The organism is Acinetobacter sp. YT-02 (genome assembly GCF_002412355.1).
GTDB classification, from domain to species: Bacteria; Pseudomonadota; Gammaproteobacteria; order Pseudomonadales; family Moraxellaceae; genus Acinetobacter; species Acinetobacter towneri.
Genome location: NZ_NOZT01000019.1, coordinates 1 through 25,799, shown reverse-complemented (window position 1 = coordinate 25,799; position 25,799 = coordinate 1). Strand labels below are relative to the sequence as shown.

The window sequence follows — 25,799 nt, the reverse complement described above, 5'->3', positions numbered from 1 at the left end:
AAAAAGCGCACTTTAAACAGTGCGCTTTTTATATGAACGATTGCTTTCTCTGCTGATCTAGCAAGTTCACTGAAGCATACAGATCAACTCATAAATTTTGGCTGCTCATCCACAATTTCTGCATGCCACTCATTGACCTGTTTTTCCAACAAGCCAAATAATGCCGCCTGAATCATGTGCTGGGCAACAACAGCAGTCTGATCACCCAATAAGGCTTTGACTTCGTCATTGAACTGGATTTTCACTAACGGCTCTTTCTCTGAGCCTGCATTACGCAATGCCAACTCACCACCTTCAAGCTGCACCAGCTCCAAAATAGCTTCCTGATTACCAAATAATTCTTTCAATTGCTCTATAGACATATATCCTCCATGCTCGACATGGCGGCAAAGGCGCTTGCACTTTGCATCGTTCAGAATATTTATATCGGGCTGATCAAAAATTTTTCAAGGGCTATTGGTCAGCTTAAAACTCCACCATCTCATTGCGAAAACCATCAATTAATTGGGTTAAATCTCGATGCCATTCGCGTAAAATTTTCGTATCTGGCAACCATGCTTGCGGCGTTTGCGTGACTTTAATAATTAAATTAGATGATGTTTCATCTTCAGGTTCAGGCGCACTCGGTTCTGGTGTGTACTGACACAAGCGATACGCTCGCTTTAACTCTGCAATAAAGCCCGATTTACTCAGTTGCTGTAAAATAGCCACTTCAGGGGAAATCTGCCCTTTTGCGGCCATTAATTCTTCAATCGATTTAAGGGTCGGATTGCTGTCATTCAGGCGATAATAGCGTACCAATTCCTGCAAAAAAGCCAGTACTGCACCATGCAAATGAAATACCGCAGCTTCACGATGCGCCTGTGCTTGCTGAACGTGTTCGGTTTGTTCTGCCTGTTGGCACGAAAGGCGTGCGAAATATAATTTCTGATTGGTACGATCTGCATGAAAACGAGCAACACGAGACATGAGTCTTTCCTCAATTTAGCGGTCTAAGAGCTTTAGATTAAACCGATTTTTACACGATTCCCAATAAAAAAAAGACTGTTTTTATACAACCTAAAATGCGCACCAATACAGTGCCCATATCAGAATTTACATTAGAAAATGCGCATAAAAAAGGAGCATTTTTTGCTCCCTTTGAACTATTTTGATGCAGGTTTATCTTCTGCTGCTTTGACACGTATTCCATGACCATGCAGACGCAAAGTATTCAGCGCTTTAATGGCTTTTACTGCCTCACGTGCATGTGGCATTTCTACAAATGCAAAACCTTTAGATTTTCCTGTTGCAGCATCCAACACCAAATTACAAGATTCTACAGTGCCATATTCCTGAAAAAGCTTTAACAATTCTTCTTCAGTCACTGTACGCTCTAAACTACGAACTAAAATTTTCATCTTACAACCTTAAAATAGGTAAAAAACATCAAAAAGCACTCGCCTACTCTACTTTTTGCAGGAAACCTTGTGGCATAGTTTAATCGAGATCAATGCCAAAATCTAAATTAATCGCTTGGCGTTCCACCAAGGCACTTTTCACAGTTTGCTGACGGGTACGGTGATGAGTTTCCATCGCACACAACTGCCGTGTCAGATCATTCAAAAAATAACTGTCCAGTTTGCGCCCTTGTTCATCTACCGTATCACGCGCCCATAAATTAAAATTTTGCTTGGTTAAAATCAGTTCATTTTGGGCACGGGTCAAAGCCACGTACAGCACTCGACGTTCTTCTTCAATATCATCAAAACTGCCCTGCGCCCGTGCATGCGGGTACTGCCCTGCAGTCACATTCGCCACATAACAGACTTTTTGCTCCGTACCTTTGGCAGAGTGAATGGTGATTAAAGTGACCACATCGGTATCAGACTGGCGTTCAATTTCAGAAATAGACACAGGATCGAGCACATATTCTTCTAAAAACTCACTTAACTGCGCATGCTTACCCGCCAGTTGTTGCACCAACTGAAAATCACCCTGACGACGATTCCAGTCTTTTTTATAGTTATCAGCCAATTGTTCCTGAATCGCTTCAATGCCTAAACCGACGCAAGCTGCAACTTCATGGCGTAAGACATCCATTTGCTTCATGATCAATAAAGTTTTTTCTGGCAAGCGTCCAAATTTTTCCAGCTTTTCAATCACCTTATCCATTGTGGGTTCAAGTAACAATTGCTGCGCCAACTTACTCGCACCGACATCACCCACGCCATTCCATAAAGTGAGAAAACGCATCCATGCAATATCATCTAAAGGATTGGCAATAACGCGCAATAAACTAAGTAAGTCTTTCACATGCGCAGTTTCCAAGAGCTTCATGCCGCCAATAAAACGATACGGCACACTTGCCGCAATACAGGCGGCTTCAATATGTCGCGCTGCAAAACTCGAACGCACCAAGACCATGTGATCTGACCACGGCGCGCCTTGCAAGAAATGTCGCTCTTTAATATCAATCGCAATCCATTTGGCTTCATCAAATTCATTCGGGAAAATATGCATTTTGGGTTTGATGCCATCACCACGATGCGCCTGCAACCGTTTGTTATAGCGAATCTCACTTTGATCTAACAACCAATTGGACAGGTCTAAAATTTCCTGCGTAGAACGGTAATTTTGCTCTAATTTGAAAATTTGAGCATTGGGTACGCGCTCTGTGAAATGATGAATATTTTCAAAATCTGCACCACGGAAACCATAAATCGATTGTGCATCATCGCCCACACAAAACAAACTGACCCGATCTTTTAAAGGCTCAAGCAAAGCCCATTGCAAAGGATTGGTGTCCTGCATTTCATCGACCAGAAGATGCTGACAAATTGACGCGACATAATCGACCAGACCTTCCGACTGCGCCAATGCCGATGCCACCACAGCCAAAATATCGTCATAATCGAGAAAGCCACGTGCGCGTTTACGGCTTTCGTATTCCTGCATAATTTCAGCAATTTGATCTTTTAATGCCAAATATTCAGGCTGTTGCTTTTCTAAAGCCACACTCAGTTTTTGACGGGTATTCCGCGCAAAAGAATACAAATCACATAATTCTTGAGGCTTAGGCAACTGACTTGGATTTTTCTTATCATCTTTTCCGCGAATGAGGCGAAACATCATCAACTGATCATCACGATCAATAATAGAAAATTGTTCCAAGCCAAAAGCTTTAGGAATACGTCGTAACAAGTACATACAAAAAGTATGAAAGGTCGAAGCACGTAAGCCTTTGGCTTGCTCGCCCAGTGCCAACTCCACCCGTGCGACAATTTCACTCGCCGCACGGCGGGTAAAGGTCAAAATTTGAATTTGATTGGCTGGAATACCTTGATCAATCAAGTACGCTGCACGTGCCACAATGGTTTTGGTTTTGCCACAGCCTGCGCCAGCCAAGACCAGACTATGTTGATATGCTGTCGTGGCTGCTTGTTTTTGCTGGGGATTCAATTCATCAATTAGGCTGGCTAAACTCATAGTGACTCATCGTACTGGGTGGATGAATAGTTTAACAGATCGGTTTAGGAATAAACCCATGAATATAAATGGCTCGGTTCATGCCTAAACACATACTTTTACACAAGCTCTATTGTAGAGATGTGGATAAGTACATGCTTATCCACATTATTTCCAGCCCAATTCTATGGCAGTGATTTCGTTAATACGTGTCTGTTGTAACGATTCAGGCATTTTACTTTTGCTTTGCGAAAGTGGCACATAACCCGCCATCAGTTCAGCCTGTCGTTGTGGATACAATGGTTGCTGATTTGGGTCTGCATAACCAATCGGATAAATCGGCTGACCTGTGCTCAAATCGTATTTATCTGTGGCACCAAAGGTATGCAGTAATTCATGCACCATCACCATCGTATTACGCTGACTGTGCGCAGCAGAAGCAAATAAATTCACCGAGCCAATTTTGCCTTTTTGCAAAGCGGTGGAATGCTTCAAAATTTGAGTTTGACTCGGATCATAATAATTCAGGTACAGCGTCACTGTTGCTGTACCATCACTGCTTTGTCGTTGCTGCCAAGCGTAAAAGCGGAACTTTAAACTCCAAAGTACAGTGCTAAGCAGCGATGCCTGCTCAGGCACTTTCGGTGGCAACTGCTTTAATTCTCGCCCCTGCTTGAAATAGAGCGCAAGCGGTTGCCCACGATACTGCAAAGAAGCTTGTTTTAGATAGTCTTGAGCTGAATTTAAATTATTGATATTTAATGTATTGATATAGTTTTGGGTGTTTGATCGTCCATCGGCATTGATTGGATGTAACAATACGATGATAGGCTTATTCCAGTCTTGATTCTGATCACGCCAAGCATTGACTGCAACGACCAGTAAAACCAGCAATAAGCATAAAATTCGGATTTTTTTCCACATACTTTAAATATCTTTAGGCAATCACTTTACCAAGTTTAATCTTATTATCTTTAAACTCGACCCAGCCACCCGCAATTGCTAAAACTGCTTCCTCAAGAGAAGAGAATCCGTAAGGAACAATATCGAGCTCTGGATCCAAGCGCTTGATCGCATCTACCACTGAAGCAATACTTACCCAGTTATTTGCATGTGATACCTGTTTCAAAGCTTCTTGCGTCAATTTGATAATGGTCTTAAAAGTTCTTTTTCTTACCAACAATTGACTTCTAACTTCTTTAATTTCAAATAATTCTAACGATTTAATTAAGCCTGAAAATTTAGCTCTTTTATAATTTCTCGAATCAAAATCAGGCTTAACAACATTAATGTATTGATGAACAACCAAAAGGTTTGCCCAACCATGATCATCAGCTTTATCACGTATTGTTTTTAAAATTAGTGCAAGCACATCCTTATCAATTGTAATTTGACCTTGTGTCACCTGCTCATTTGTATTTTCTTTTAAATCTACAGTTTCACCATTGGTGAGGTTTTTCACATCAATGAAACGATCACAAGCGTTTACAAAAGATATTGGTGTTGTGCCCTTACCAAAACCATGAACAAAAAGCCCTTTCTCTCGAATTTTCAAAGCAAGGGGAGTAAAGTCACTATCACTAGAAACTAAGCAGAAACCATCAAATATTCCCGAATACAATAGCTCCATAGCATCAATAACCATTGCAATATCAGTCGCATTTTTTGAAACCGTATAAGCATATTGTTGTACAGGTGTCATGCCACATTTAAGTGATATTTCATACCAGCCCTTTAGTGTTGGGTTGCTCCAATCACCATAAACTCGTTTGACACTTGCTATACCTGATTTGGCGATCTCTTCTAATACAACTTCAACATTCACCATGGATGTATTATCAGCATCAATTAATACTGCTATTTTCTTTGGATTAAGATTCACAAAACCTCTCTGTTTTTTATTTTTCACATTTCAAATTATATGATTTAAAAAAATGCTGACCGAAGCCAGCATTTTCTAATTTGGATAATTAAGCCTCAACCCATTTACCATCTTGGTAAACCAATGACCATTTGGTTTGTTTGCCTTCAGGCGTTTCCGAACCAATATATTGCGCTTGATTCTTACGGCTGAATTTCACCAAGGTTGGATTACCTTCTGGGTCTGCATCAGGTGCTTGCAAAATAAACTGATATTTCGAATCAAGCTGTTCTGCAACTGTGCGTAATTCCGCGACTTTCGGCGCACGGGTTTCACGTACTTTCGGGAACTTGCTGGCTGCCAAGAACAAGCCTGCTGCACCATCACGCAACACAAAGAAATCATCGTGTTTGGTTGAGCGTAAATGTTCCATTTTAATTGGATCAACACGCGGTGGCGCAGGCTGACCATTCTTGAGTACTTTACGTGTGTTTTCGCAACTGGTGCAGGCAAAATAAGGGCCAAAACGACCTGTTTTCAGCTGCATTTCACCATCGCACTTGTCACACGGAATGGTTGGACCATCATAGCCTTTAATTTTGAACTCACCTTCTTCTAGCTCAAAACCTGAACAGTCTGGGTTATTCCCACAAATGTGCAGTTTACGACCGCCATCAATTACATAACTGTCCATGGCTGTTTCACAAATTGGACAGCGCTTTTTAGACATCAAATCTGCGGTTTCAGCGGCATCATCATCGGATAAGGCGGCAAGTGATTCTACAGGTGTCAGGTTCAGCGTTCCCTTACAACGCTCTTTTGGCGGCAAGTTATAGCCTGAGCAGCCTAAGAATACGCCTGTCGTACCTGTACGAATCTGCATTGGTCGTGAGCATTCTTTACAATGTACTGCATCGACCTCTACAGGCAAGTTACGGCGCATGCCTTGTTCGCCCTGTGCATTGGTTAAACGCTGTTTGAAATCGCCATAAAAACTGTTAAGCAAATCTTTCCAGTTACGTTCACCATCTGCAACTTTATCCAGCTGACCTTCCAAGTCTGCTGTAAAATCGTAGTTCATCAGGTTATTAAAACTTTCATCCAGACGATCTGTAACAATCTCACCCATTTTTTCGGCAAACAGACGACGGTTTTCCAGTTTGACATAACCACGGTCTTGAATAGTTGAAATAATCGCAGCATAGGTCGATGGACGTCCAATACCTTTTTTCTCAAGCTCTTTCACCAAAGAGGCTTCGGTAAAACGCGCAGGCGGTTTGGTAAAGTGTTGTGATGGATCAAGCTTCTCTAATTTAAGAATTTCACCGACTTTAACTGCAGGCAGTAACACATCATCATCCGATTTGTTTTGCCCACGCACTTTGGTAAAGCCATCAAAAACTAGCGTACGACCTTTGGCTTTTAACTCGACACCATTGGCATCAACCAAAATGGTCGATGATAAATATTCGGCTGGTGTCATTTGGCAAGCGACGAACTGACGCCAAATCAGATCATATAAACGCTGTGCATCGCGCTCTACACCCACCAAACTGTCGCCTTTAAGCGCAACATTAGATGGACGAATCGCTTCGTGCGCTTCTTGTGCGCCTGCTTTATTGCCATAACGATTTGGTTTAGCAGGCAGATATTTTTGACCAAACTCCGCTTCAATATGCGTACGCACCATATTGACCGCGTCATCACTCAGGAAGGTCGAGTCTGTACGCATATAGGTGATAAAACCTGCCTCATACAAACGCTGTGCTAGCATCATGGTTTTCTTGACTGAAAAACCAAGACGGGTACTCGCAGCCTGTTGCAGCGTTGACGTGATATACGGCGCACTTGGGTTGACTTTGGTCGGCTTATCTTCACGTGCAGATACGGTGTATTGCGCATCTTTAATCAAGTTCAGTAAAGCATCGGTTTCAGCTTTGTTGCGTAACTTGAGGGTTTTACCCGCTTGCTTAACCGCTTCTAGACGAATGTCATCTTTTTCAGATTTAGTATCTGCAAAGACTTGCCAATATTCTTCGGGTACAAAGGCGCGAATTTCACGCTCGCGCTCCACAACCAGCTTCACCGCAACTGACTGCACTCGTCCTGCCGATAAACCACGGGCAATTTTTTCCCAGAGCAGTGGCGAAATCATAAAACCCACCACGCGATCTAAGAAACGACGTGCCTGTTGGGCATTGACTTTGTTGGTATCTAAACGCGCAGGATGCTTAAAGGCTTCTTGAATCGCATTTTTGGTAATTTCGTTAAACACGACACGTTGATAACGTGAGTCATCTCCACCAATGACTTCTTTTAAGTGCCACGCAATCGCTTCCCCTTCACGGTCCAAGTCCGTTGCGAGATAGACTTCATCGACCTGCGATGCCAGTTTTTTTAATTCAGCGACTACATTTTCTTTGCCTGGCAGCACTTCATAGTGTGCTTTCCAGTCATGTTCAGGATCAACCCCCATACGGTTGACTAATGCTTGTTGAGCTTTTTCAGCTTTCTGAGCCTCGGTCAGTTTGGTTCGGGTGGTGGTTTTCTTTTCTGTGGTTTTTGCGCCACCACTGGTTGGCAAATCACGCACGTGACCGACCGAAGACTTCACAATGTAGTCCGAACCAAGATATTTATTGATTGTTTTCGCTTTTGCAGGCGACTCCACAATCACTAAGGCACGTTTGTGACCAGCTTCAGATTTGGCTGCAGTGCTTTTGGATGTGGACCGAGGAGCGTTCGCCATAAGTAACCGTATTTCCTATTTAATGGTTTAAAAATTAATGTTCTGCCAAGCTATGTAAAAAGGCTTTCATCTCATCTAATTGAGTTGCGCGAAGATCGGCTTCTTCATCCCAATAGATTCCTACACAGTTTGCCTGCATATCAATAGCATAAATGCCCTTTAATGCAATGGGTAAGCCTTGGAATTTCTCATCGCCATGCAACAGCTCTAGCTTTTGATCTGTCACTAAAGCACGCATTAACGGTAAACGTGCATCGGCAATGAGTACGCTGTAATACGCCACCATACTGGCACGTGATTCCGTAGCTTTGGGGATTTTTGTCCAATCAGGTGCAACCACCAAACGAGGGTGTAGTCCCATTTTTCGGGCTTTTTCACGCATCAATCCTAAAGCTTTTTCTCTTGGGCTGACACGCAGACCAAAAATAGAGCCCATCACAAATATAATGATGGCAACGGCAACCCAAATTCCAGTATTTTCCATAGTACAACCTTTCTATTCTTATATTAGAGTTGCATAAGCACAATATAAAACGCAAGTACCACCGACTAAAATCAACTGGCTTTATCAGAAGCTTATACTGTTTATGACAAAACTTCCGTATTAGGTTGTTCCATCAAACTTGTCTGAATTATTGTTGTATTCAAACAAGTTTTGTCTAGACTTGCCCAAGCCTCAATCAAGGAATCGTTATATATTAGTTTAGTACTTTCTTGCTTAACAATATTTTGCTTTATTAAAATATTGATAAAGTCTTGAGCCAATTGCTGAGCGTTTAACTTTAATACAGATTGAATCGAATTCAGTAAACTATTTAATTTTGCAGGTTTATTATTGCTAATTTTACTTAGATAATCACAATACTGTTTCACTCTTTGCAAGTGCGGCTTAATCTGAATTTCATCAACTGACGGTAAAGCTTTACTCAAAGCCTGTACCTCACCTTTTTCTCTAAATTTAAGAGCATCTTTCATCCGAGATAGCTCATAACTTACAGTCTGATCTTTAATTTGGATCAATTGATAATCTTTTAACTGCTCAATAATCTTTCTGGTATTGCTTGTATATCCTTTTAACCAAGACTTTAGAGCATTGTTTAATGAATTAAATTGTTTGGGTTGATTTTTTAAAAGTAATTGGATTGCAAACAGTAAAGGTTTCAGTTCATCAGAACTTAAATCAGTTTCTTGATTTATTAATTTGAACTCTTTGCTAGGTGAAGATAAGAGATCCCTTTTTAACTGTTGAGACTTAAAACCCATTACTGTCAATAAATCAACAATATATTCAATTTTCTTGTCATTAGACATTACATCAAATTCAACATTTGATTTATCCATTTGAATAGATAACTGACCAGCTAAGAAAGCTAATCCAAAATCTGCAGCATCTGGGCCAATCTTAGGCATTTTAATAAGAACAAGCTTTTTCTTGCTCACAAAATCAGAAAGCATCTGCAAACCATCTAAGCTTAAATTTATAGGTGATTTTGCATATACCAAATACACGAATTGATATTCAGATAAATATTTTAGAAGTTCTTTTTCTGATTTATGTAAATTTTCAATATCCAACAACAAGACTTTTTTCATACACTCTCACAATCTTTTAACTCAAGAACATCTCATGACTATATAGCACTTCATGTCCATTCCAATAAATATAGCCTTTTTCAATCAGTTCTTTGAGCAATAAACGAATATCAGACTTTGGAAATAACCGCTCTAGTAAATCACGCAACTCATAAATATCTTTCGGTTTTTCACCCTTTAGCTCACGTAACTTTTTGGCAACTTCCCATTGCACAGGGTCAATTTGGCTAAAGTTTTTAAATAAACTGTGCTGAGGATGTACCTCTGCGGCTTCAGTTTGCGCCACGATTGTAGAAGTGACTGTCGCCTCTTGCGTAGATTCTTCCACAGCATCCAAGTCAAGTTGAACCCACTGCTTCAGTACTTTTTTACGAAAGCTAATTTGCTCATCCACCCGCTTTACAATTTTCAGGCTCATCAACATACCAACCACATGCTGCACTTTGTCGGCCTCAAGTTGCAAAATATTGGCAATTGAGTGTTTTAAAGCTTCTAAGTTGGTTGGCTTGCCTGACATTTTTGCCAGCGCATCACAGTACTTTTTTACCAACAGCAATTCAGGTTTGCTGCGAATTGCCATTGGGCTTGGTAAACGATTTTTGCTTTTCCCAGACTGCATTTCAGGCTGAATATGAATCAGGTGACAGGCAATTTCAGATGCTTGCAACATTTCCATTAAAATCTGAATACTGTCAGCCGCAGAAATCACTTCAACTTGTGTTTCTGGCTCTAGCAGTGCCATCAGTTGCCCAACTACCACTGCATATTCAAACTCTTTAAACTCTGCGCGCGGGCTGTCTAAAATCATAAGTTGACCCGTACTGATCCAGCCAGCCAACTCAGTTAAATCCTGCAAGTTATATTCAAATTTTCCTGCACAATTAAACAGATACACACTCGGATGATGCTCAATAATTTCTCGCAACAAAGTCGCGGTAGGCATGTTGTTTTCAAGATCAAGTAACACAACTTTAGAAGACATAAATTTTAGCGAACACGGGTAGATTTTAAGATTTAGGCGCAGCAGCCGAGCATTACAACGGGAAGTATCGTAAAGGTCAAATAAAATTCATGTCTGACATTTTTTGATCTGAACTACCTTTCCCTATATTGATGCGTCTTCAAGCCTTAATAATGCGGTGGACGGTTAGTCAGTGGGTCAAATGGTGCAATGCCTTCCGACAAATCGGCAGACTCAACCCGCTGATACAACAATTGCATTTGTTGCTTTAAACCCGCAATTTCCAGACTTTGGCGTACCACTTGTTCATTCAATTGTTCAACTAAATCGTCCAAAAATGCAATTCGCACTTGCAAATCTTCAATGGGTGCGGAAAATGACGCCTGATCATCTATACTTTGTTTAGTCATTTCAAATCCTCATTTGAGATTTTTTAGGAAACACTATGGCCTATATTACTTTAAGGGATGTCCAGCTTGCATTTGGTGGACCTGCCTTGCTCGACGGCGCGAATTTTAACCTAGAACGTGGCGAACGAGTGTGTTTGATTGGCCGTAATGGGGAAGGTAAGTCTACTCTACTTAAACTGATTGAAGGAAGTTTACTGCCCGATGCCGGTGAAGTATCGCTGCAAAATGGCATCACTATTTCTATGCTGGCACAAGACGTACCGATGTCGTCTGGTAAAGTGGCCGATATTGTGGCCGATGGTGCAGGTGAAGCAGCTGCGGTGCTCAAAGCCTACTATGAAGCCAGCGATGCCTGTGTATTGGGCGATATGGATGCCTGTGATCGCATGGGGAACCTGCAACACAAGTTGGATCAGCTGGATGGCTGGGCACTAGAAAATAAGGTCAATGCCATTTTAAGTAAAATGGGGCTGGATCCGAATGCAGACTTGGCCGATTTATCGGGCGGACGTAAACGTCGTGTGTTGTTGGCACGTGCCCTGCTCACGCAGCCTGATGTGTTGTTATTAGATGAGCCGACCAACCACTTGGATGTAGAAAGTATTGAATGGCTAGAAAAATTCTTACTCGATCAAAATAATTTAACCCTGCTGTTTATTTCGCATGACCGTGCTTTTGTAGACAGTATTGCCACTCGCATTGTCGAGCTAGATCGTGGTGTGTTACGCAGCTATGAAGGTAACTATTCACGTTATTTAGATTTAAAAGCACAGCAACTCGAAGCTGAAGAAAAACAAAACGCACTATTTGATAAAAAACTGGCCGAAGAAGAAGCATGGATTCGCCAAGGCATTAAAGCACGTCGTACCCGTAACGAAGGACGTGTGCGTGCCTTAAAAGCCTTACGTGAAGAATCTAAGGCACGTCGCTTCCAACAAGGCAAAGTCAATATGGCTGCGCAGGAAGCCAACCGTTCAGGCAAACTTGTGTTTGAAATTGAACATTTACAAGTGGCCTTTGGCAATCAAGCTCCGATTATCAAAGACTTTTCAACACTGGTATTACGTGGCGACCGTATTGGTTTAGTTGGCGATAACGGTGTCGGTAAAACCACCCTGATTAAAGCCATTTTAGGTGAAATTGAGCACGGTGGCTCTGTCAAAACAGGCACACAACTGGAAATTGCCTATTTTGACCAATTACGTAACGTCTTAGATTTGGAAAAGTCAGTCAAAGATAACGTATCTGAAGGTTCAGATTTTGTTGATGTGAACGGACAACGTCGTCATATCTATAGTTATTTACAAGACTTTTTATTCTCACCAGAACGTGCACGCACGCCGGTTAAAGCTTTGTCTGGCGGTGAACGCAACCGTATTTTACTGGCAAAATTACTACTCAAACCATCTAACCTAATTGTGATGGATGAGCCGACCAACGACTTAGATATGGTCACTTTAGAGTTGCTTGAGGAAATGCTCAGCGACTATAAGGGTACTTTATTGCTGATTTCACACGACCGTGCTTTTATGGACAACGTGGTGACCTCGACTTGGGTATTTGATGGCAAAGGCAATATTGATGAATATATTGGCGGCTATCAGGACTACTTGCAGCAACGCCCAGACCAAACTGTAGTTGATCAAAAAAGTGATGTTAAAAAAGCCATTGCCAAAGCCGAAGCAGCTGCAGCAGCGCCAACGGCCAAAAAAGTAAAATTGAGCTATAAAGATCAACGTGCTTTAGAGCAGTTGCCAGGTGAAATTGAAGCACTGGAACAGGAACAAACCGAATTGGCTGAAAAACTGGCGGATGGTTCTTGGTTTGTAACAGATGCCAATGCAGCCACCAAAGCCTCACAGCGTTTGGCTGAAATTGATGAAGAACTGCTGAAAAAACTAGAGCGTTGGGACGAACTGGAAAACTTGGCGAATGGTAACTAAGCATATTGGCTTAAGTGATTATTCCTAACTTTTTAAGCACAGGACTTGTCCCCAATACCAAAGCTTTGCAAAACCATTTTAAGCATCTTTCCCATTGGACGTATGCTTTTAAATTTTAAAATCGGTTCGTGCTAAACTGCAACGATACAACACTTTACACGGTCATTATGAGTCAACACACTGAATATCCACCAGGCGAATTTCAATGGTCTTTCCTGTTGCCAAAATATTGGGGCATCTGGATTGGCATTGTCTGCCTGATGATTTTAGCCATTTTGCCGTGGGCGATTCAGTATCGTTTGGCGCAGCTTTTAGGCAATCTTGCCTTTAACAGCATGAAGTCACGTCGCGTAACTACGTTACGCAATTTGGAAGTGTGTTTTCCTGAATGGAGCGAGGCTGAAGTACAAGAAAATGCTCGCCAAGTCTTTGTTGATCAAATGCTGGGCGTATTTGAAACCTTAAATGCATGGTACTGTCCACAGTGGTTTAAAGGACGCACTCAGGTTGAAGGTTTGGAACATATTCAGCAAGCCCAAGCAGATGGTCGCGGGGTTTTATTGTTAGGCACACATTCTACTCTGCTAGATGCAGGTGGCTATGTCTGTGCACAATATTTTGACCCCGATGTGGTCTATCGTCCACAAAACAATCCCTTACTGGACATGCTGATTTACCGTTGTCGCGCCACCATTTACGGTCATCAAATTGACCACGATGACATGCGTGGTTTAATCCGCCACTTAAAAAATGGTCGTGCCATTTGGTATAGCCCAGATCAGGACTTTGGTTTAAAACAAGGTGTTATGGCGCCATTTTTTGGCGTACCTGCAGCGACAGTTACAGCGCATCGTCGTTTACTTAAAATGACCAAAGCCGCAGCAATTCCGTTATATTTCTACCGTACAGGCAAGCTTTCCAACTCGCAATATAAAGTCTTGATTGAGCCTGAACTGCTGGATTTTCCAAGCACAAATGAAGTAGCAGATGCAACGCGCACCAATTTCATTATCGAGCAGCAATTACGGATCGCTCCTACCCAATATATGTGGTTTCATCGTCGGTTTAAGAGCCGCCCCGAAGGTTATGACAGTATTTACTAATCTGTACGGCAGAAGGAAAGATTCATGAAAGTCATGCAGTTATTACCCGAATTAAACAGTGGCGGTGTAGAACGCGGTACGCTCGAAATCGCCCGAGCCTTGGTCGCTCAAGGACATACGTCATTGGTGGTGTCGAATGGCGGACGGATGGTTAACCAACTCGAAGCTGAAGGTTCCACTCATTTAAAGTTAGCCATCCACAAAAAATCATTATCAAGCTTGTGGCAAATCCGTCCTTTACGCCAACTGATTATGCAACATCAACCTGATATTGTGCATGTACGTTCCCGCGTACCTGCATGGCTAACTCATTTTTCCCTAAAAGGTATTCCAGCCGAAAAACGTCCACACTTAATTTCAACTGTACATGGTTTTTATTCAGTTAACCGTTACAGCCAAATTATGACCCAAGCGGAAAAAGTGATCGCAGTTTCTGACAGTGTAGTCAAATACATTCGTGATCATTATCAAAACTGTCCACCTGAAGATATTGTCCGTATTTATCGTGGAATTGACCCTGCTGCATTTCCGCACGGGTATCAACCTTCGGCACAATGGATGCAACAAACCTATCAAGATTTCCCAGAACTTGAACATAAGTTTTTAATTTGTTTGCCGGGACGTATCACCCGCTTAAAAGGTCATGAAACATTGATTGATCTAATTGCGAAATTAAAAACCCAGTATCCACAGATTCATGCTGTTGTTGTAGGCGGTGCAGATGTTAAAAAAGCAGCTTATTTACAGGAACTGGAACGCAATATTCGGGATAAACATCTGACCGAAGCGATAACCTTTGTTGGACACCGTTCTGACATTCGCGAGTGGCTTGCGTTTAGCGATATTGTACTTTCACTTTCCAATCAGGCAGAAACCTTTGGACGCACTGCGCTCGAGGCTTTATCGTTAGGAGCACCTGTGATTGGCTGGAACCGTGGTGGTGTGGCTGAAATTCTATCACAACTGTATCCGCAAGGACTCATCGCGGTAGATGACCAAGTCGCTTTATTCAATGCAGTGCAATTGCATCTGGAAACACCGCAAAGTGTCGCCCCTGTTGAATTGTTCAGCTTGGCAGATATGTGTCATCAAACCTTAGATTTATATCAGCAAGTTTTGCAGTCAAAACACACCTAAAGCCTTAAAACTGAATCGAGCTGATTGAAATTTAATTTGTTTAAAAACAATGAGAATGAAAAAATAAGTCCCCCAAAAATCATCGCCCGAGTTCTACATCCTGTAAAACTCGGGCTCATGAGGTTGTGCTTTCAAAACTTATTGTTATTTTATTGTATGGCGTTCCTTACCTACATCATATCCTTGATGTTTATCCGTCAGCGTCGTCTTCCTTAATGGGATATTCCGTTCCCGAGTCCTTGTGCTGATGAATTAATCTTAACCAGATCAGTCAGAATAAACCATGCGTCATGTGCCTAAATCCGTGTAAGCCATTTCGTACACTTTTCGTTTAATTTCTAAACCGATTTATCCTGTGCTTTATACGGTTGTGCAATTTCATCGGTCACCAGTTTTTCTTCTCGCTCTGCTTTTTCAATCCCCTCCTGAATCGCCTGTTGTGCTTCCTGCTCATCGGCATCAGTTTGGGGCAGCTCTTCCTGAATTCGATCAAACACCCGCCCAGTTTGCAATACCACATACACAGGAAAATGGTCTGAACCGATATGCGCCAAACGCTGCATATCCACCAATGCAAAATCGGTACTATGAAATACATGGTCTAATGACCAACGCAGTAAAGGATAATCGGCATGAAAGGTATTGATATAGTGCCGCCCTACGCGCGGGTCGAGCAAGCCACTGATTCTTTGAAACAAGCGCGTAGTCCGCGACCACGCCACATCGTTTAAATCACCCATTACGATACAGCTTTCATCTAAATCTTTGATTTGATCGCCTACAATCAACAATTCGGCATCTCTTAAAACTGAATCTTTGGCTTCGGTAGGACTTGGTGGTTTAGGATGCAAACAATACAACTGTACAGGCTGCCCCGAAGGCAAAATCACACTGGTATGAATGGATGGAATTTCATCGCTGAGAATAAATTTGATCTCAGTGTCTTTTAATGGCAAACGGCTATACAAATGCATGCCATATAAATTATCTAAAGGCACAGCGACCCGATAAGGATAGTCGGCTTCAATCACAGACAAGGCTTGTTGCCATGCCAAATCAGTTTCTAAAGTCAATACCAAGTCTGGTTTTAAGGCTTGAATATGTTCAATCAACAGATGATATTTCTGATTTGGTGTCAGAACATTGGACACGATTAATGAAATTTGTTTTTCAGGATTTAGCTGTTCTGGACGAACTTGTTTGACCTGTTTTTTCCACAGCAAGGTGTAGGGCAAGACCATTTTGAGCTGATAAGCCAAAGCCGCAATCAGTCCAATTAAAATCACTTGGCTAGACACATCCCACGTCTGCTCCCAAATTAGGAGCAAAACAAAGGCAATGATGCCTAAAACCAAGATCTGTAAACGTGGAAAATCTGCGCCCCGAATCCACCATTCATCACGTGGAATCAGTGACCAAAAACTTAACCAAATGACTAATATTGCAAGCCCTTTTACCCAAATCATCTTGCTTTACTCTTTTGTATTTTTTGTCGTTTTTACATGAAAACCAAAGTTATCAATTTTGTATGTAACACAAACAAGAGATTTCACTCAATAATACTCATGTTTTGTTCATGTAATGCTTGCAGTTGCGCCCCCTTTTGATAGACTTATATTCCTTTATTGTTTTTTAACGCACCGAGGCAAAGTGGCATGAAAGTAGGTCTGGTCGGTTGGCGCGGGATGGTGGGTTCCGTCCTTATGCAACGTATGGTTGAAGAAAATGATTTTGCTCATTTTGAACCATTCTATTTCTCTACCAGTAATGCTGGTGGTGAAGCACCAGCATTTGGTGGTAAGACTGCCCCAGCACTTATGGATGCAACAGATATTGAAAGTCTGAAGCAAATGGATGTCATTATTACCTGTCAAGGTGGTGATTACACTTCTGCCGTTTTCCCGAAGCTTAAAGCTGAAGGATGGAATGGTTACTGGATTGATGCTGCATCTACCCTACGTATGGATGATGAAGCGATTATCGTACTTGATCCAGTCAACATGAATGTCATTAAAGATGGCTTGGTGAATGGCACCAAAACATTTGTGGGCGGTAACTGTACTGTTTCACTCATGTTGATGGGCTTGGGTTCATTATTCCAAAACAATTTGGTGGAATGGGCAACTTCAATGACCTATCAAGCAGCTTCTGGTGCAGGTGCGCAAAACATGCGTGAGCTGATCACAGGCATGGGCTACTTGTATAACAACACCAAAGACTTGTTGGATGACCCACGTTCACCAATTTTAGACATCGACTCTAAAATTGCCGAATTACAACGCGGCGAAGGTTTCCCATCGGCAAACTTTGGTGTGCCTTTAGCGGGTTCTCTCATTCCATATATCGACAAACAGCTTGAAAGCGGTCAGTCAAAAGAAGAATGGAAAGGTCAGGTTGAAACCAACAAAATTTTAGGCAATCAGCAGATTGTTCCTATTGATGGTCACTGTGTACGTATTGGTGCAATGCGTTGTCACTCTCAGGCAATCACATTGAAGCTGAAAAAAGACGTTCCATTGAACGAAATTGAAGATATGATTCGTCAATCAAGCCAATGGGCAAAAGTGGTACCAAATACACGCGAAGCATCAATGACCGATCTTACCCCAGTTGCAGTTACAGGGACTTTAACAGTACCTGTTGGTCGTTTACGCAAAATGAACATGGGTAAAGAGTACCTTGGTGCATTCACTGTAGGTGACCAATTACTTTGGGGTGCAGCAGAGCCATTACGTCGCATGTTACGCATCTTAATTGATTACAAAAATGCTTAAGCCTCGTCTTGAGCACTGAATCATTTTGGATTCTGTGATCAAACTCAACAAGCCAGTCAAATTTGACTGGCTTTTTTATGTAATCAACGTGTTAATATTTTACAATCGACATACAACTCGCTACTCTATCCTTTTCGCCTTGCGATAAATGACCGAGCTAACAATTAAGATGACTGTATATAACAAATTAAAGATCGCCATTTTATCTATTTTGGCTTCACAGCAAATGTATGCAATGAATGTTGACCCGATTCAAATTCAGTCAACAACTGGGGAATTGCTCTATGCCGAAATCAACTTTCGTCAATCGAATGTGAATGAAGCGATTGATGTCAGTTTAGCTACGGCAGAAGATCTGATGTCGATTGGTGCGAGTCACCGTCCGCCTGGTCATCTTAACTTTTTTACACGTCGTAACAGCAATGGTACAGGGGTTATCACCATTACCTCATCTCGACCTCTAACCGAGTCTGAGTTGAATATTGTGGTCAAAATTAAAGAAGGCAATGCAACCCGCCTGCAACATATTCGCACCCCATTAAAACGCAGTGCACCTGCGCCATTGGCCGCTATGCAACGTAGCAATGAACAAGCTTTAATGCCTGTTATGATTGTCAATGAGCAAGATATTGCTTTAAATTTACCTGTAAGTACGGCCTATCAGGTTAAAACACCCAAAGCAATTGAACAACAGGCTTTTGAAGCACCGCTAACCATTAAACGCAATACACCGCCTGCGTTAAACCATCAAGCAGTAACAGTGATTCAAACTGCGCCAAGCCGTAGCGCAGCGAGTGAAAATACGACTGTTGCTGCTCCAAAAGCAGCGCCAGCAAAAACAAATAACAACCCAACACCGACAGCATCTACAGCGACTACGTCAGTCACTGCACAACAATCGGCTGATCCATTGGTACAAAAATTTGCTGAACAGCAACGCACGAAGCAACTAGCACAAACTCAGCCTGCTGCCGTGAAAAAGCCTGCACAAACAGCGGCTGCACAGGCTAAACCAAGCCCTGCCACAGCCATGCCTGCAGTCAATACCCAACACGTGGTGCAATCGAATGAATCATTATGGGCAATTGCCTCACGCATTGCGGGCGAAAACAATCGCCCTGTTGCCGAAGTGATGCAACAAATTAAAGCCAATAATGAGCATGCTTTTATTCAAGGCGATGCCAATCGTTTACGTCGTGGTGCGACCTTAAATTTACATGCACAAGCTAACTCTAAAACAGAGAAAAAAGCCGCAATTCCAAAACCAGAAACGGCCAGTACACCACAATCAGGCAAAGCCAAATATCGTTTAAATCAAGCAGAAATGAGCCTCGTGGCAGAGAATCAACAGGACTCCACCCACGGTTCTGCCAAGAAGAACACACAATCCACACAAACTTCGGGTGACTTGTCATTAAAAGTTATGACATCCCGTGAGAAAACCGTTAAATTACAGAGAAACGTAACAGAATTAGAATTGGCATTACGTCAGAAGGATCACAGAATTCAATTACTCAACGCGCGCCTTGCCGAACTGCAACAACAATTGCAAAAACAACAAGCCGCAAATAAGCCAAAACACTAAATGTTACACACAATGATTTTTTTGGGATAAGGTCAAACAGGGACCACATCCTCAAGGGGTATAAACATGCTGATTTATGTGATTCCGTTTATTTTATTACTGGTGATCGCAATTTTCTTGAAAAAGCGTGAAGCAAGTAAAGAAGCCGAACCAAGCAACAAGAAAACAGCAGCGCCAGCCAAAACCAGTGGCAAGAAAACCACAACTACCAAAAAAGTTGCCCAGAAATCGGTGGTGGTTGAAGAGGTTGTTCCAACTCCACAACACTCTACCCCTGTACCTGTTAAAATTCAGACAAATATTGAAAATCTGATTAAGGAACGCAATTTCTTTGCTGCGGAAGCACAGATCAACCAGGCCTTAAAACGTGATAATTCTTTACACGGTCTGTATTTATTCTTGCTCGACATTCATTTACAGCAAAAAGATGAGTTTGCGATTGATCAATTACTCAATCATATACGCGCTTTGGGCCTTGATGATATTTTGGTTCAAGCAGAAGCTCAAAAACAAGTATTTGATGAGCAAAACAACAAAGCAATTGATGGGATTGATTTTCAACCAACGACTCCAGCGGATTTAGAATCGGCTCCTGTTGAACAAAAATCAACTGCTGATTTTGATGCCCTCATACAATCAAAAGATGATATCTCTTCTGATAGCTCTTCTTTTGACCAGTTACAGCACGAACTAACTTCAAATAAAACAGCAGCACCTGAAGCAGCTTTAGAATTTGATACCTCATCGTTAAATTTCAGCCCTGCTGCTGCACCTGTAGAAAAAGCAGCCGAACCTGAAGTCAAAGCAGAACCTGCTGCACTGGATTTTAATTTCTCACTCGATTCCACAGCAGCAGAAGCAAAAACTGAAGCGCCTGCAATTACAGCTGAACCAAGTGTAAGCCCTGCAGAGGAAGTTAAACCGCTCGACTTCACGTTTGATTTAACACCAAGTCCAGCTGAAACCACAGCAGCACCTGAAACAACAGCCCCAGAATCAACAGTCAATGAAGCTTCTTCAGTCAAAGCCCCAAGTCTAGACTTCAATTTTTCTACACCAGAAAGCGCATCTGCGGTTGAAGCAAAAGCTGAACCTGCAACACCTGATTTTAATTTCACATTTGACAATACGCCTGCTGCGGAAACCAATCTTCAACCTACAACTGAACCAGAAATCATTGCTGCACCAAGTATTGCACTTGAACCTGCTGCAACCGTTGTCAGCACAGATGTTGATCTGAATGATCCATTGGTGAAATCATTCCCAGACTTATCTCAAGTGGATGAAATTCAGTTGAACTTAGACTTAGCGAGCCAATATGTAGAGTTGGGCGCTTATGATGCTACGAAAGCTTTACTTAGCGAACAAGGCGCAAATTATTCTGCTGAACAACGCCAACGTGCCGATCAGTTACTGAATCAAATCGCTTCTTAATTCAAATCAGATTAAGATAAAGCAGTCATTCTTGGCTGCTTTTTTTATGATGAAAAAAATTGCGTTAATCTATATGGGCGGCACTTTTGGCTGTGTCGGTGAACCACTAAGCCCAATGCCTGCGGAGCAATTTCTGCCACGCTTGGCACAGGTCTTACCCCTAAATTTAGAGATTGAATGCTTTGTTGCCCCTGTCATTAAAGACAGTAGTGCCTGCACAGCCGCAGACTGGTTACAGCTCATTCAATATATTCAAAAATTACAACACGATGATTTTCAACATTTCGTTATTTTACATGGCACCGACACCCTCAGCTATGCCAGCGCAGTCTTGGCACGTTTTTTAGCGCAAAGTACCCATGTCATTCTCACGGGTAGCCAATATCCCTTACTCAATGCACAAGGCACAGATACCCGTGAATTTAGTGATGCCTTGGACAACCTGAATTTTGCTTTACAACAGATTCATCAAGTGACTCAGGGAGTATATCTGGCCTTCCATCAGCAACTGATTCATGCCGCAACGGCACTGAAACAACACACCACCGAGTTAAATGCATTTACAGGTCAGTCTGCTTTGGTTTACACGGAGAACAAATCGCAGAATGAGCCAGCATTCAACATTAGCACTCAACATATTGAAAAAGCCCAGCACTTTAACTGCCTGAACTGGATGTTACAGCCAATTGCCATTTCCGCTTTGGTCGATAATTTAAAAGCCTTACAGCAACAGCCACCACACTGCCTCATTTTACAGAGTTATGGTACAGGCAATATGGCCGTCAATGCCGAAGTGATTGAGTTAATTCAGGCCTTACAAGCTCAACAATGTGCCGTGATTCTCACCACCCAAGTCACTTTTGGTGGCATGCAACAACGCTATGCGATCAGCCAGTGGTTACAGGACAGTAAAATTTTAATCAGTGATTGCCAAAGTCACGCAGATCTTTATGCCAAAGCCTTAAAAATGTATTTACAATACGACAGCCTTGCACAGTGGTATGCGCATTGGCAGTCTTCAGTGTGATTTGAGGTGATTATGCAGCGTTTTGCAATCGGAATTGAGTTTTGTGGCATTCGGTATCGGGGTTGGCAAACCCAGCAAGCAGGCGTACCTAGTGTGCAGGAAACCATTGAAAAAGTTCTGAGCAAAATTGCCGATGAACCCATTATTTTACATGGTGCAGGACGTACCGATGCAGGCGTGCATGCAACCAATATGGTGGCACATTTTGATACGCATGCCATTCGCCCTGAACGCGGTTGGTTGATGGGTGCCAACAGCCAACTACCCAAAGACATTGCAATTCAATGGATTAAAACGATGGATATGGACTTCCATGCTCGTTTTAAGGCTCAGGCACGGCGTTATCGCTATGTCGTGTATAACAATCCACAACGCCCTGCCTTGCTGCACAAACAAGTCACTCACGCTTATTATCCCTTAGATGTCGATAAAATGATTGCGGCTGCGCAGAAATTTGAAGGGACACATAATTTTGAAAGCTTTCGTGCCGCAGCGTGTCAGTCCAATCAGCCTGTCCGTCATGTCAGCCATTGCCGCTTAATTCGTCACGGCAATTATTTAGTGTTAGATATTCAAGCCGATGGTTTTTTACATCACATGGTTCGCAATATCATGGGTTGTCTATTGGAGATTGGACAAGGTTTATATGACATTGCGCATATTGACCAAATTTTTGCAGCTCAAGACCGTAAAGCAGCAGGAATTACCGCCCCACCCGATGGCTTATATTTTATTCAGGCACATTATCCTGAACAGTTTGATTTACCGAAAGTTCCCTTAGGGCCACATTGGTTAAATATGCCGGAATAATTTAATCCCTCCCGACCTCCCTTTTCCAAAGAGAGGAGCTCCATTTCGAGGCTTTAAAACGAAAGTCCCCCTTTGAAAAAGGGGGATTTAGGGGGATTCTGTTTAGGAAAGGTTTTAAATTTTCAAACTTAACGCTGCTTGCGCTTTCTATATTCCACTGGGGTTTCATTGGTCCAGCGTTTAAAGGCACGATAGAACGTACTTGGCTCTGAAAAACCCGTTAAGTACACAATCCGCTCCACGCTTTCATTGGTATTCGATAATAATCGTTTAGCCAAACGACATCGATAATCGGACAGAATTTGCTGAAAACTGGTATTGGCTTCGCTCAATTGGGTACGCAAACGGCGTGGCGTGATATTCAATTGCGCCGCTACTGTTTCCAATGTCGTTTCACCGCTTTCTAAAGTTGAACCAATGGCACGGCGTACTTCACCAACCAAGTCATAACGCGCCAGCTCCTGCAGCTTTTCCAATGCCAACTGTTCGTGTAATTGCAATAACTCAGGTTCTGCCTGCCATAGTGGATAATCCAAAATACTCGGATCAAAATACAAACGCGTTTCTTTCTGCCCCAAACTCACAGGACATTCAAAGACCCGAAAATATTCATCATCTGCAGCGCCATCACTGAAGTTAAAGTCGATATAAATAGGCTGAAAACGACCTTCAGTAATAAATTTAAAGAAGCGCAAAACACCCGACATGGCACATTCAGAAAAATGACGATTGACGATATTTTCCGACCACGGCTGCACGCCATTGGTTAAATAGCAGCGTCCATCTTCCACCACCAATTTGGCATCAAAAGCATCACTAATCAGGCGTTGATAAGCCAAAGCGCGTTTTAGGCCTTCACCAAAGTTTTCTGAAGAAATAAACAAATGTTCAATCACCTGCCCGCGATAAAGTGGCAAATGTTCCCCCAGATGTAAACCAATATCAGGGTCTTTACTGACTTCCTCAGCCGCAACCCAAAACGCATATTGTGCATTTAAAGGCGTACGCTCATTGGCTTCGACCTGATTTAAGGCCACACCTGCTTTTGTTAAAATATCTTCGGTTGGCAACCCCGCACGACGAATCGCTTGGTAGCCTAAACGCAATACAACCGATGCATCAGTTAGCTGACCCACGCAAAAACCTTCCTTGTATGTACTTCATTTATACTTAAAAAGATTGAAATTAGATTAACTGCGATTGACCGAACTGACAACCTACCCAAGCCCATTTTTACAGAAAAAGTATAAACCGATGATTCGCTTATTTTACTAACAGATGCGCTGTGTATAGGGTAAAGCATCTTGTTTTTTTCAGAAAAATTGCCTATAATTTGCGCCTTTCCAATTTGATACTCAGGTAGGCTATGGCCAATAAAGAGGAACTCATCGAGTTCGAAGGCGTTGTCACCGAAACGCTTCCTAATACTATGTTTCGTGTACGTTTAGAAAACGGTCATGAAGTGATTGCTCACATTTCTGGTAAAATGCGTAAACACTATATTCGTATTTTAACAGGCGACAGTGTGAAAGTTGAAATGACACCTTACGACTTAACCAAGGGTCGCATCACTTACCGCGCACGCTAAGTTTTAGAGTAAGCTAAAGCCACTTTCGGAGTGGCTTTTTTACGTTCACTTAAAAAAATTCTGTTTAGCCTTTAATTCGTCCCCGCCGCTTATCGAATCACCACATTCTTTTCTTGCATTGCCTTCTACAATAAAGTTTTGAGCAAGGGAGAAAAAGCATGTTATTTCGATCCTGCGTTGCTTGTATAACAGGTCTTTTTGCGCTCAGTTTAGTGGCGTGTAGTAGTAATCCACCGCATTCCACTTTAAACCGCGATGCGTATTTACAGCAATTTATTGGTCAATCTAGCCAATATATCCTGACCCATTTGCAATTAAGCCAAATTGGCTATCAACAGCTTGGTACAGTTCAAGCTACCCCTCAATTGCTACATTACCGTATCATTCGTCCTGTACGTGTTCCGATCCCTATGGCGCAGCATCCCACTACAGGTATTGGTGCTGTTCCGTTAAATATCGGTATCCCGAGTCATGAAAGTTACGATGTTGCACTGACTTGTGATTTGTATTTTCGCCTACAGCAGGGTATTGCTACCGCAGTGTATGTTTCGGGACAACGCTGTTAAGTCGTAAGCGTCCGCTGAATCCCATACCTATTTTTTAATTCGATTTAGGTTTCCAGCAGTGCGGCAGCAATTCTTCAATCTGGGTCACTTTATGTGTCGGCAGCCTTTTCAGCACATCACTTAAATAGGCATACGGATCCAAGCCATTCAGCTTTGCTGACTGGATTAACGTCATGATGTTTGCCGCTCGCTGACCACTGCGCAGCGAACCTGCAAACAGCCAGTTCTTGCGCCCCAACGCCCAGGGACGCATCTGATTCTCGACCCAATTATTGCAAATCGGTAGATTGCCATCATCCAGATAGCGGCTTAAAGCTGGCCAACGCTTCAGAGTGTAATTGATGGCCTTGGCGGTGGGAGAACTCGATGGCACTGTCAGATGATGTTGGTTGAGCCATTCATATAGTTGTTGCATCACTGGTTGACTATGCTGTTGTCGGTATTCGCGGCGGTCTTCCACTGTACCATCGGTCTTTTTCCTGAGCTCTGCTTCTATCGCATACAGTTTCTGAATCAGCACTAATGCCTGTTCAGCGACCTGACTTTTCCCAGTTACATGCAGTTCATGGAATTTACGACGTGCATGCGCCATGCAGCCCACCTCAATGACATCGCCTGATTTAAAGCGTGCTTTATAACCACTGTAATCATCACAGACTAGATAGCCCTGCCAGCCTTTCAAGAACTCTTCAGCATGCTGGCCTGAACGACTATCCTGAAAGTCATAGATCACCGCCTGAACTGGATTGTACTGTGTAGTGGCATAGGCCCAGACATAACCTTTCTTCGGTTTTTTATTATTCTCACCCAT

23 protein-coding genes and 2 pseudogenes are annotated in these 25,799 nt (G+C 42.4%); 10 read left to right on the top strand and 15 right to left on the bottom strand.

Translation table 11 applies throughout. The features are described from left to right. Window positions 1-83 precede the first annotated feature (83 nt). From CF596_RS07090 to CF596_RS07040, 12 genes and pseudogenes are all read right to left on the bottom strand, one after another. A complete protein-coding gene (locus tag CF596_RS07090) occupies window positions 84-362 on the bottom strand; it encodes a hypothetical protein (RefSeq protein ID WP_004976142.1) in 279 nt (92 codons plus the stop codon). Window positions 363-465: 103 nt separating this feature from the next. Continuing rightward, window positions 466-969: a DUF6586 family protein gene (locus CF596_RS07085; protein WP_096901716.1), complete on the bottom strand. Its 504-nt coding sequence runs from the start codon at window positions 967-969 to the stop codon at window positions 466-468. 176 nt (window positions 970-1,145) lie between these two features. Continuing rightward, the gene (locus CF596_RS07080; RefSeq protein ID WP_004976139.1) at window positions 1,146-1,400 is read right to left on the bottom strand and encodes an RNA-binding protein; all 255 of its coding nucleotides are present in this window, start codon (window positions 1,398-1,400) and stop codon (window positions 1,146-1,148) included. 79 nt (window positions 1,401-1,479) lie between these two features. Next, entirely contained in the window at window positions 1,480-3,468 is a 1,989-nt protein-coding gene (locus tag CF596_RS07075; protein WP_096901714.1) for an ATP-dependent helicase, read from the bottom strand. Window positions 3,469-3,615: 147 nt separating this feature from the next. Then, on the bottom strand, window positions 3,616-4,371 hold the full coding sequence (locus tag CF596_RS07070) for a hypothetical protein (RefSeq protein ID WP_096901712.1): 756 nt from the start codon (window positions 4,369-4,371) through the stop codon (window positions 3,616-3,618). Between the two features lie 13 nt (window positions 4,372-4,384). Beyond that, window positions 4,385-4,591 carry an OST-HTH/LOTUS domain-containing protein gene (locus CF596_RS14900; protein WP_338150046.1) on the bottom strand — a complete coding sequence of 69 codons (207 nt, stop codon included), beginning with the start codon at window positions 4,589-4,591 and terminating at the stop codon, window positions 4,385-4,387. 24 nt (window positions 4,592-4,615) lie between these two features. Further along, window positions 4,616-5,329: pseudogene (locus CF596_RS07065) on the bottom strand (NYN domain-containing protein); the annotation flags it as partial. Between the two features lie 88 nt (window positions 5,330-5,417). Further along, window positions 5,418-8,057, bottom strand: a complete 2,640-nt coding sequence (topA, locus tag CF596_RS07060; RefSeq protein ID WP_096901711.1) for a type I DNA topoisomerase — start codon at window positions 8,055-8,057, stop codon at window positions 5,418-5,420. Window positions 8,058-8,091: 34 nt separating this feature from the next. Continuing rightward, a complete protein-coding gene (locus CF596_RS07055; RefSeq protein WP_096901709.1) occupies window positions 8,092-8,541 on the bottom strand; it encodes an ammonium transporter in 450 nt (149 codons plus the stop codon). Window positions 8,542-8,642: 101 nt separating this feature from the next. Then, on the bottom strand, window positions 8,643-9,650 hold the full coding sequence (locus CF596_RS07050) for a PIN domain-containing protein (protein WP_096901707.1): 1,008 nt from the start codon (window positions 9,648-9,650) through the stop codon (window positions 8,643-8,645). A gap of 16 nt (window positions 9,651-9,666) precedes the next feature. Beyond that, complete coding sequence (locus CF596_RS07045) at window positions 9,667-10,632, bottom strand: hypothetical protein (RefSeq protein ID WP_096901705.1); 966 nt, start codon at window positions 10,630-10,632, stop codon at window positions 9,667-9,669. A 146-nt stretch (window positions 10,633-10,778) separates the two neighbouring features. Further along, window positions 10,779-11,021, bottom strand: coding sequence for a SlyX family protein (locus tag CF596_RS07040; protein ID WP_096901703.1), 243 nt, complete (start codon window positions 11,019-11,021; stop codon window positions 10,779-10,781). A gap of 35 nt (window positions 11,022-11,056) precedes the next feature. Between CF596_RS07040 and CF596_RS07035 the strand changes: the two genes are divergently transcribed. From CF596_RS07035 to CF596_RS07025, 3 genes are all read left to right on the top strand, one after another. After that, complete coding sequence (locus CF596_RS07035; protein WP_096901701.1) at window positions 11,057-12,964, top strand: ATP-binding cassette domain-containing protein; 1,908 nt, start codon at window positions 11,057-11,059, stop codon at window positions 12,962-12,964. A gap of 167 nt (window positions 12,965-13,131) precedes the next feature. Continuing rightward, window positions 13,132-14,067 carry a lauroyl acyltransferase gene (locus tag CF596_RS07030; protein ID WP_096901699.1) on the top strand — a complete coding sequence of 312 codons (936 nt, stop codon included), beginning with the start codon at window positions 13,132-13,134 and terminating at the stop codon, window positions 14,065-14,067. Between the two features lie 24 nt (window positions 14,068-14,091). Further along, window positions 14,092-15,204 carry a glycosyltransferase family 4 protein gene (locus CF596_RS07025; RefSeq protein ID WP_096901697.1) on the top strand — a complete coding sequence of 371 codons (1,113 nt, stop codon included), beginning with the start codon at window positions 14,092-14,094 and terminating at the stop codon, window positions 15,202-15,204. Between the two features lie 338 nt (window positions 15,205-15,542). On the opposite strand, the gene CF596_RS07020 is transcribed toward CF596_RS07025, so the two are convergent. Then, complete coding sequence (locus CF596_RS07020; RefSeq protein ID WP_096901696.1) at window positions 15,543-16,670, bottom strand: endonuclease/exonuclease/phosphatase family protein; 1,128 nt, start codon at window positions 16,668-16,670, stop codon at window positions 15,543-15,545. A 189-nt stretch (window positions 16,671-16,859) separates the two neighbouring features. Between CF596_RS07020 and asd the strand changes: the two genes are divergently transcribed. The 5 genes from asd to truA all read left to right on the top strand — a co-directional run bounded on the left by asd (window position 16,860) and on the right by truA (window position 22,834). Continuing rightward, window positions 16,860-17,978: an aspartate-semialdehyde dehydrogenase gene (asd, locus tag CF596_RS07015; RefSeq protein ID WP_004976115.1), complete on the top strand. Its 1,119-nt coding sequence runs from the start codon at window positions 16,860-16,862 to the stop codon at window positions 17,976-17,978. A gap of 169 nt (window positions 17,979-18,147) precedes the next feature. Further along, the gene (locus tag CF596_RS07010; RefSeq protein ID WP_197704859.1) at window positions 18,148-19,563 is read left to right on the top strand and encodes a hypothetical protein; all 1,416 of its coding nucleotides are present in this window, start codon (window positions 18,148-18,150) and stop codon (window positions 19,561-19,563) included. Between the two features lie 66 nt (window positions 19,564-19,629). Further along, a complete protein-coding gene (locus tag CF596_RS07005; RefSeq protein WP_096901692.1) occupies window positions 19,630-20,997 on the top strand; it encodes a fimbrial protein FimV in 1,368 nt (455 codons plus the stop codon). Between the two features lie 46 nt (window positions 20,998-21,043). Beyond that, window positions 21,044-22,024, top strand: coding sequence for an asparaginase (locus tag CF596_RS07000; RefSeq protein WP_004976109.1), 981 nt, complete (start codon window positions 21,044-21,046; stop codon window positions 22,022-22,024). A gap of 12 nt (window positions 22,025-22,036) precedes the next feature. Continuing rightward, window positions 22,037-22,834: a tRNA pseudouridine(38-40) synthase TruA gene (gene truA / locus CF596_RS06995; protein ID WP_004976106.1), complete on the top strand. Its 798-nt coding sequence runs from the start codon at window positions 22,037-22,039 to the stop codon at window positions 22,832-22,834. 128 nt (window positions 22,835-22,962) lie between these two features. Here truA and CF596_RS06990 read toward each other — a convergent pair whose 3' ends face one another. Continuing rightward, window positions 22,963-23,970, bottom strand: a complete 1,008-nt coding sequence (locus CF596_RS06990) for an AraC family transcriptional regulator (protein WP_004976104.1) — start codon at window positions 23,968-23,970, stop codon at window positions 22,963-22,965. Window positions 23,971-24,200: 230 nt separating this feature from the next. On the opposite strand from CF596_RS06990, the gene infA reads away from it, so the two are divergent. Both infA and CF596_RS06980 read left to right on the top strand, forming a co-directional pair. Then, the gene (infA, locus tag CF596_RS06985; RefSeq protein ID WP_001284370.1) at window positions 24,201-24,422 is read left to right on the top strand and encodes a translation initiation factor IF-1; all 222 of its coding nucleotides are present in this window, start codon (window positions 24,201-24,203) and stop codon (window positions 24,420-24,422) included. 158 nt (window positions 24,423-24,580) lie between these two features. Continuing rightward, on the top strand, window positions 24,581-24,988 hold the full coding sequence (locus tag CF596_RS06980; protein ID WP_096901691.1) for a hypothetical protein: 408 nt from the start codon (window positions 24,581-24,583) through the stop codon (window positions 24,986-24,988). Between the two features lie 34 nt (window positions 24,989-25,022). Here CF596_RS06980 and CF596_RS06975 read toward each other — a convergent pair. Then, a pseudogene (locus CF596_RS06975) lies at window positions 25,023-25,799 on the bottom strand (IS66-like element ISAba25 family transposase); the annotation flags it as partial.